The sequence below is a fragment of the Azonexus sp. genome, from assembly GCF_036170495.1.
In the GTDB taxonomy this organism is placed as follows: domain Bacteria; phylum Pseudomonadota; class Gammaproteobacteria; order Burkholderiales; family Rhodocyclaceae; genus Azonexus.
Genome location: NZ_JAVHPH010000023.1, coordinates 1 through 6,999, shown reverse-complemented (window position 1 = coordinate 6,999; position 6,999 = coordinate 1). Strand labels below are relative to the sequence as shown.

The following is a 6,999-nucleotide window of genomic DNA, read 5'->3' as shown; positions in this document are numbered from 1 at the left end:
CATCACGTCCGCGCCGAATTCTACGTGCCAGGCTACGGATGGATTCCCGTTGACCCCAGCGATGTACGCCGAGCGATTTCCATGGAAGTGCTTTCCGATCGCGACAGCAAGCTGATCTCACTGAAGAAAATTCTGTTCGGCGTATGGGAAATGAACTGGATTGCCTTCAATCTGGGGACCGATGTCGTCCTGCCCGGAAAGAATACAGCCGTCCCCTTCCTCCTCATGCCGCAACTCGAGTCATCATCGGGTAGCCGCTCCAATGCCGCCCTCCAATACAGCATCCGCACCCGGCAAGTCGTTCTATAAAGAACCGTCAGTTCTGCGAGTCTACGAAGCCGCCACTGGCCAGATTCTCGAAACGCGTGTATTCCCCAATGAAAGCCATGCGTACCGTCCCGGTCGGGCCGTTGCGCTGCTTGCCGATGATAACTTCGGCCATACCCTTGTTATCCTGGCTTTCCTTGTTGTAATACTCATCGCGATACATCATCAGGATCACGTCAGCATCTTGCTCGATAGCGCCAGATTCGCGCAAGTCGGACATCATCGGTCGCTTGTCGGTCCGCTCCTCGACCTTCCGAGACAACTGCGAGAGGGCGACGATGGGCACTTGCAACTCCTTGGCCAGCGACTTGATGGAGCGGGAAATTTCCGAAACCTCGGTCGCCCGATTTTCACCCTGCCGATTGCCGCTCATCAACTGGATGTAGTCGATGACCAGCAAGCCCAGCTTCCCACCGTATTGGCGCGCCAGGCGCCGGGCGCGGGCGCGCAGATTGGCCGGGCTTAGACCGCCCGTTTCGTCAATATAGATCGGTGCCTCGTGCAATTTTCCCAGTGCAAAGGAGAGACGCGACCACTCGTCATCGGACATTCGGCCAGTACGCAGACTCTGCGAATTCAAACGCCCAATCGAAGCCAGCATCCGCATGGCCAACTGGGCTCCGCCCATTTCCATCGAAAAAACACCGACGGGCAATCCGCTTTCGACCGCCACATTTTCGGCAATATTCAGTGCGAATGCCGTTTTACCCATTGATGGACGACCCGCAACGATAATCAGATCACCCGGCTGAAAGCCGGATGTTTTCTGGTCGAGATCGATAAAGCCAGTCGGGACACCGGTGATATCCGAAGGATTGTCGCGGTCATGCAACTCCTGAATCCGCTCCACCACTTGGGTCAGCAAGGGATTGATGTGTACAAAGCCTTCGCTATGCCCGGCCCCCGCTTCTGCAATCCTGAATATCTTGGATTCCGCCTCATCTAGGAGCGTCTCGGCATCCCGGCCCAGCGGATTGAGGGCATCGGCGGCAATCTCGTCGGCCGTAGCAACAAGCTTGCGCAACACCGAACGCTCGCGAACGATTTCGGCATAGCGTTTAATATTGGCCGCCGATGGCGTATTAGCCGCCAGCTCACCAAGGTAGGCCAACCCACCGGTCTGATCACCTTCGCCAGCGCCGTCAAGCGCCTCGGCAACAGTGACCACGTCAGCCGGCTTGGCGTTATCCAGCAACTTGCGAATCTGCCGGAAAATACGCCGGTGCTCATCCCGGTAAAAGTCGGTTTCTGCGACCTGATCACCGATTCGGTCCCAGGCCTGGTTATCCAGCAACAAGCCACCCAAAACCGACTGCTCAGCCTCGATGGAGTGGGGAGGAACACGCAGGTGATCAAGGGTGGAATCGGGGATTCTTTGCTTGGGCGGACGTTGATTCATGGCGGCAAGTTTAAATTAAAAAGGCCTCGCGATTGCGAGGCCTTTTTGGTGGGTGATGAGCGAAATTACTCGGCGACCACTGCCACGGTGATATTGGCTAGCACGTCGGTGTGCAGAGCAACGTCAAGCGGGAACTCGCCGATTGCCTTGAGCGGACCGTCCGGCATGCGGATGGCCGACTTGTCCACATCGAAGCCTGCCGCCTTAAGGGCGTCAGCGATATCAACGTTACCGACGGAACCGAACAGACGACCGTCCATGCCAGCCTTGCGGGCGACGGAGACAGCAGTACCGTTCATCTTCTCAGCAACAGTCTGGGCAGCAGCCAGCTTTTCAGCAGCCAGCTTTTCCAGTTCGGCGCGGCGCGTTTCGAACTCAGCCATGGCGGCCGGCGTGGCACGCTTGGCCATGCGTTGCGGAATCAGGAAATTACGGGCATAGCCGTCTTTGACCTTGACGACGTCGCCAAGATTACCGAGGTTGACAACCTTTTCGAGCAGAATGATTTGCATGTTTCGTCTCCTCGAAAATTATTGATGGTTATCGGTGTACGGCAGCAGGGCCATGAAGCGGGCACGCTTGATAGCAGTGCTTAGCTGGCGCTGATAGCCGGCCTTGGTGCCGGTCAGACGAGCCGGCATGATCTTGGCGTTTTCCTGGATGAATTCCTTGAGGACATCCACATCCTTGTAGTCGATCTGTTCGACCTTTTCAGCCGTGAAGCGGCAGAACTTGCGACGCTTGAACAGGCCGCCACCGCGCTTCTTTTTCTTGTCGTCATCCTTCTTCTTGAAGAATCGAGCCATTTTCGTTTCCTTCCAAAAATTCGAGTGTATTCACATGCAGCACGGGAGCCTTGCTGTTGCGACTTTTGGCAGCCAGAAATCCAGTCAGTTTGACTTGACCCCCAAGGGGCGCTGCCTGCAGCCAGCGGGCAGTATTACCCAAGGCCACGACAGCAATTTCCACTTCCACCAAGCGCTCTGCGCCACTTTCAGTTTGCGAGGAGCTGTGTTGCAGCCATCCTTCGCTAACCGGTACTCCGGCCGGGGTAAAACGCAATGCTTTGCGCTCGACCAGTTTTCCGGAGAGTGTGATGCAGTTCAGCCGTTAATCCCGCACAGAGTCTTAGGCAGCAGCCGGTTCAGCCTGCACAGCCGGAGCTGCATCGCTAGGCATCATCGACTTCGACTTCTCTTCCTTCATCATCGGGGAAGGAGTCGTCACAGCCGCTTTCATCTTGACGGTCAGGTGGCGCAGTACTGCGTCGTTGAACTTGAACGCATGTTCGAGTTCGTTCAGCGTATCGCCGTCGCACTCGATGTTCATCAGAACGTAGTGGGCCTTGTGGATCTTCTGGATCGGGTAAGCCAGCTGACGGCGGCCCCAGTCTTCCAGGCGATGGATGGTGCCGTTCTTGGCGGCAACAATGGCGCGATAGCGCTCGACCATGCCGGGCACCTGTTCGCTTTGGTCCGGATGGACGATAAAGCAGATTTCGTAATGGCGCATGCAATCTCCTTTTGGGATAAACCCTCCGCCATGCGGGTGCGGTAGGGCAAGGTGGAAAAGCCCACGACTATATCAGAAACCGTTGGCATTTGGGAAAAACAGGGAACTGATTCTCAGAAACTGTCTTCGGCGAGTTCCAGGGCACCAGCCGCACCGGCCACCACGGATTCGGCCAGGCCCGATGCCTGGGTCAGGAAATGATCAGCATAAAACCGGGTCGTCGCCAGTTTTGCTATCCAGAAAGGATCGGTTTCTCCGGCAGCAATCTTGCTACGGGCAATAACTGCGGCGCGCCCCATCTGCCAGCCACCCGCCACTATGCCGAAGAGATGGAGGAAAGGAACTGCACCGACATGGGCCGCGTTAGGATCAGTGGAGAAATTGGCCACAATCCAGGAAACAGCCCTTTGTAGCGCGTCGACCGCAGCATTCTGCCGAGCGCCAATGACCGCCAGATCGCCATCAAGCTGCGCTGCCGCAGCCCGCATATCCGCGATGACCGCCATGATCGTTGCCCCTTTTTCGCGAGCAATCTTGCGACCGATCAGATCATTCGCCTGAATGGCAGTCGTTCCCTCGTAGATGGCGGTAATCCGCGCATCGCGCAAATGCTGAGCAGCACCGGCTTCCTCGATATAACCCATGCCACCATGAACCTGCACGCCGAGCGAAGCAATATCAATGGCACTCTCGGTACTCCAGCCCTTGACGACAGGAATCAACAGGTCGGCAAAAGTCCGTGCTTTTTCTCTAGCCGCAGCATCCTGGTTGCCATGTGCATTATCCTGTGCAGCGGCCGTGACATAGGCCAGCGCTCGCATGGCTTCTATGCGGGCGCGCATGGACAGCAGCATGCGGCGCACATCGGGATGCTTGATTATCGGCACCTTCGGACCGCCCCGGACACCGACTTCGGTACCCTGGACACGATCCTTGGCATAAACCACTGCACGCTGATAGGCGCGCTCGGCATCGCCCAGCCCCTCGAGGCCAACATTGAAGCGAGCCGCATTCATCATGATAAACATGTATTCGAGCCCACGGTTTTCTTCACCAACCAGCGTGCCGATAGCCCCACCGTGGTCGCCGAAGGCCAGGACTGCCGTCGGGCTCGCGTGAATGCCCAGCTTGTGCTCAATCGAAACGCAATAAACGTCATTGCGCTCAGCCGGCTTACCGCCAGCCTTGAGCAGGAACTTGGGGACGACAAACAGCGAAATACCTTTGACTCCTTCGGGTGCATTGGGGGTCCGCGCCAACACGAGATGGACAATGTTGTCCGTCATGTCATGCTCGCCATAAGTGATGAAAATCTTCTGACCGAAAATGCTGTACGTTCCATCACCCACCGGTTCGGCGCGCGAGCGCACGGCTGCCAGATCCGAACCAGCCGATGGCTCGGTCAGGTTCATTGTGCCGGTCCAGTCGCCGGAAACGAGATTCGGCAGATAAACTGCCTTCTGTTCATCGGTTCCGGCAATCATCAACGCCTCGATCGCACCCTGCGTCAACATCGGACACAGCGAAAAAGCATGGTTGGCAGCCTTCCACATTTCGCTGACGGCCGTAGACAAGAGCTTGGGCAAGCCCTGCCCGCCAAATTCCGGGTCGCAACTCAGGCCGTTCCAGCCATTATCGACAAACTGACGGTAAGCTTCCTTGAACCCTGGCGTAGTCGTAACAACGGTATCTTTCCATTTGGCGCCATCCCTGTCGCCAACCCGGTTCAATGGCGACAAAACCTCACCGGCAAAGCGGGCAGCCTCTTCCAGTATCGCGTCAACAATGTCTGGCGTTGCCTCCTCAAACCCTGGTAAAGAAACCACCAGATCAAGACCAGCCAACTCCTGCATGACAAAACGTATTTCTTTCAGCGGGGCAAGATATTCGCTCATCAATTTTTTTCCATACGGTTAGCGGTTTCTTTTAACTCGATCAGGAACAGCACATCCTCGACCACCGGCAAGGAAAAACCCAGACGTTGCCCCCCCCGGTTGTCACGCAGCAATTGGTACATGTAACCGACGACATCGCCGGAATTCCACAAATCGACGATTGTATTGACCAGACGAGGCAGGCCTTCCAGAGACTGTACGCCGGGCACGACTGGCTGCTCACCGGAAACATCTATCGCGGAAAGAGCATCGTCCCAACTCTGAACCTCAACGTTGAAATGCAGATTGAGATTGCGGGCGACATTTTCAAACTCCGCGCGCATACCGGCCATCCGGTACACATCCATCAAGCGAATCCACGGCTGCAATGCCTCCCGCGGATTGTGATCGATATACTCCTGCAACGCCTGGGCAGCGCCCTTGACTCGACCAAACGAAAGCATGATGTCGGCCAGTTCCATAACAGGATTGGCTTCAAAATGCTCATCCAATGTCGTCGCATTGATCGACATCAGGGAGTCATGTCCACGCTCAGGCGCCTTCGCCTGCCTGGGCATTTCCGATCGACTGGATGGGCTTTCGCCCCCGTCGGCATCAAGCTCAACATCGACTTGCATCGGCATGCCCATGGCTACCGGCTCAAAAGGAAGGTCGACGCCACCAAGTTCCTCGCGTTCATCGGCGCGCCTTGGATCAACCTTCAATTCAGGAATCAGGATCGGAGCTTGAGAATTGCTGGCGCCGAGCATCCTCTCTCGATAATTTCTCCATCCGAGCCAACCAGCCAAGCCGAGGGCCGATCCAATCAGAACCCCGTAAAGCGCCCACTCCGACAATCCCGACGAGGGCTCCTCGGCGGCTGGAGGGAATTTTTGCGGCTGTCTGACAGACATATCGCCAGTTGGCGATGGCGCAGCGACGGTGGGTGGTGAACCATTGCGTGCAACGTCATCAGGCGCAGAGGAGTTGGATACAGGTGTCGCGCCCCCCGTTTCCACACGCTGGGCAAACTCTGCCGCACGCTGCTGGAGTTCCCCCAGCGTACCCTCCATGTTCCGCAACTTTTCGGCAGTCGCCATTTGCGACGTGGCCTGTTCGTGCATGGCCATTAACATCCGGAACTCAAGACGCAATATTTCGCGCTGTGTCTCCTTGGTCTCCGCCCTCCCACTGGACAATCCAGTCGCCAGACGCAAGGATGGTTCAGCGACATCGCCATCGTCCGACAACATCAGGCGGTCTGGCATTTCACGAGAAACGGAGCGTTTTTCAGCAGGCCGGACAGGCAACCTCGGTGGCTCAGCGCTGATCACTGGCACGACCGAGCGCACTCGAACCGGCCGCCGAACCGGCTGTTTATCACGAGGCGCCACAACTTCACGCAGGGGCGGCTCTGCCCTCGGAGACTGCCCGTTCCCGAGCGGGGATGCCATAAGAATATATTCTCGGGATACCTCATGCCCGCAACCCAACTGAACCGCCAATTGCATAATCGGTTCGCGTAACGGCACATCCGAGCGAATTTCGAGAACTGGCTGCACGCCTTTGCGCACGCTCAAGGCGGCTTTTCTGAGCCAAGGAAGATCGCCTGACCCAGGCGGCTGTACAAGACGAAAACAACTGGCGTCAAGCTTCTGCTTTTCTGCACCCAGAAGATCGATTTCGAGCTGAATCCGCTCACCCAGAACGGGCTGCCCACGCAAATCACCCAAACCGACCGCAAACACCCCTCCCGAAAAAGCGAGCATCAAGACCGGCAAAGAATAGCGATAAGCATGGCGCCGCAAAGACGAAACTCCAAATGACATTGAATTATTGAAATTGTAGCTGTTATTTTCCTGCCAGATAAGCCGAATCGTCGAAGCT

The 6,999-nt window shown here is 56.6% G+C and carries 7 protein-coding genes and 1 pseudogene; 1 reads left to right on the top strand and 7 read right to left on the bottom strand.

What is annotated here, in order from left to right; genetic code table 11:
• A pseudogene (locus ADADOO_RS01060) lies at window positions 1-309 on the top strand (transglutaminase); the annotation flags it as partial.
• Between the two features lie 7 nt (window positions 310-316).
• On the opposite strand, the gene dnaB reads toward ADADOO_RS01060, so the two are convergent.
• The 7 genes from dnaB to ADADOO_RS01025 form a co-directional block, all read right to left on the bottom strand.
• Window positions 317-1,726, bottom strand: coding sequence for a replicative DNA helicase (dnaB, locus tag ADADOO_RS01055; RefSeq protein WP_511274311.1), 1,410 nt, complete (start codon window positions 1,724-1,726; stop codon window positions 317-319).
• A gap of 65 nt (window positions 1,727-1,791) precedes the next feature.
• A complete protein-coding gene (gene rplI, locus ADADOO_RS01050) occupies window positions 1,792-2,238 on the bottom strand; it encodes a 50S ribosomal protein L9 (protein WP_511274310.1) in 447 nt (148 codons plus the stop codon).
• An 18-nt stretch (window positions 2,239-2,256) separates the two neighbouring features.
• Window positions 2,257-2,532, bottom strand: coding sequence for a 30S ribosomal protein S18 (gene rpsR / locus ADADOO_RS01045; RefSeq protein ID WP_511274309.1), 276 nt, complete (start codon window positions 2,530-2,532; stop codon window positions 2,257-2,259).
• Window positions 2,504-2,824, bottom strand: coding sequence for a primosomal replication protein N (gene priB, locus ADADOO_RS01040; RefSeq protein ID WP_511274312.1), 321 nt, complete (start codon window positions 2,822-2,824; stop codon window positions 2,504-2,506). Before priB ends, rpsR begins: the two co-directional genes overlap by 29 nt.
• A gap of 30 nt (window positions 2,825-2,854) precedes the next feature.
• A complete protein-coding gene (rpsF, locus tag ADADOO_RS01035; RefSeq protein WP_511274308.1) occupies window positions 2,855-3,238 on the bottom strand; it encodes a 30S ribosomal protein S6 in 384 nt (127 codons plus the stop codon).
• Between the two features lie 113 nt (window positions 3,239-3,351).
• Complete coding sequence (locus ADADOO_RS01030; protein ID WP_511274307.1) at window positions 3,352-5,133, bottom strand: acyl-CoA dehydrogenase; 1,782 nt, start codon at window positions 5,131-5,133, stop codon at window positions 3,352-3,354.
• Window positions 5,133-6,999 (bottom strand): type IV pilus assembly protein FimV (locus ADADOO_RS01025; protein WP_511274306.1); only part of this gene is annotated, 1,867 nt, incomplete at its 5' end. The genes ADADOO_RS01030 and ADADOO_RS01025, both read right to left, overlap by 1 nt.

Excerpts from the sequence above, each read along its gene's own strand:
- rpsR (WP_511274309.1), bottom strand. The coding sequence starts at position 2,532 with ATGGCTCGATTCTTCAAGAAGAAGGATGACGACAAGAAAAAGAAGCGC.
- ADADOO_RS01030 (WP_511274307.1), bottom strand. The coding sequence starts at position 5,133 with ATGAGCGAATATCTTGCCCCGCTGAAAGAAATACGTTTTGTCATGCAG.
- rplI (WP_511274310.1), bottom strand. The coding sequence starts at position 2,238 with ATGCAAATCATTCTGCTCGAAAAGGTTGTCAACCTCGGTAATCTTGGC.
- dnaB (WP_511274311.1), bottom strand. The coding sequence starts at position 1,726 with ATGAATCAACGTCCGCCCAAGCAAAGAATCCCCGATTCCACCCTTGAT.
- rpsF (WP_511274308.1), bottom strand. The coding sequence starts at position 3,238 with ATGCGCCATTACGAAATCTGCTTTATCGTCCATCCGGACCAAAGCGAA.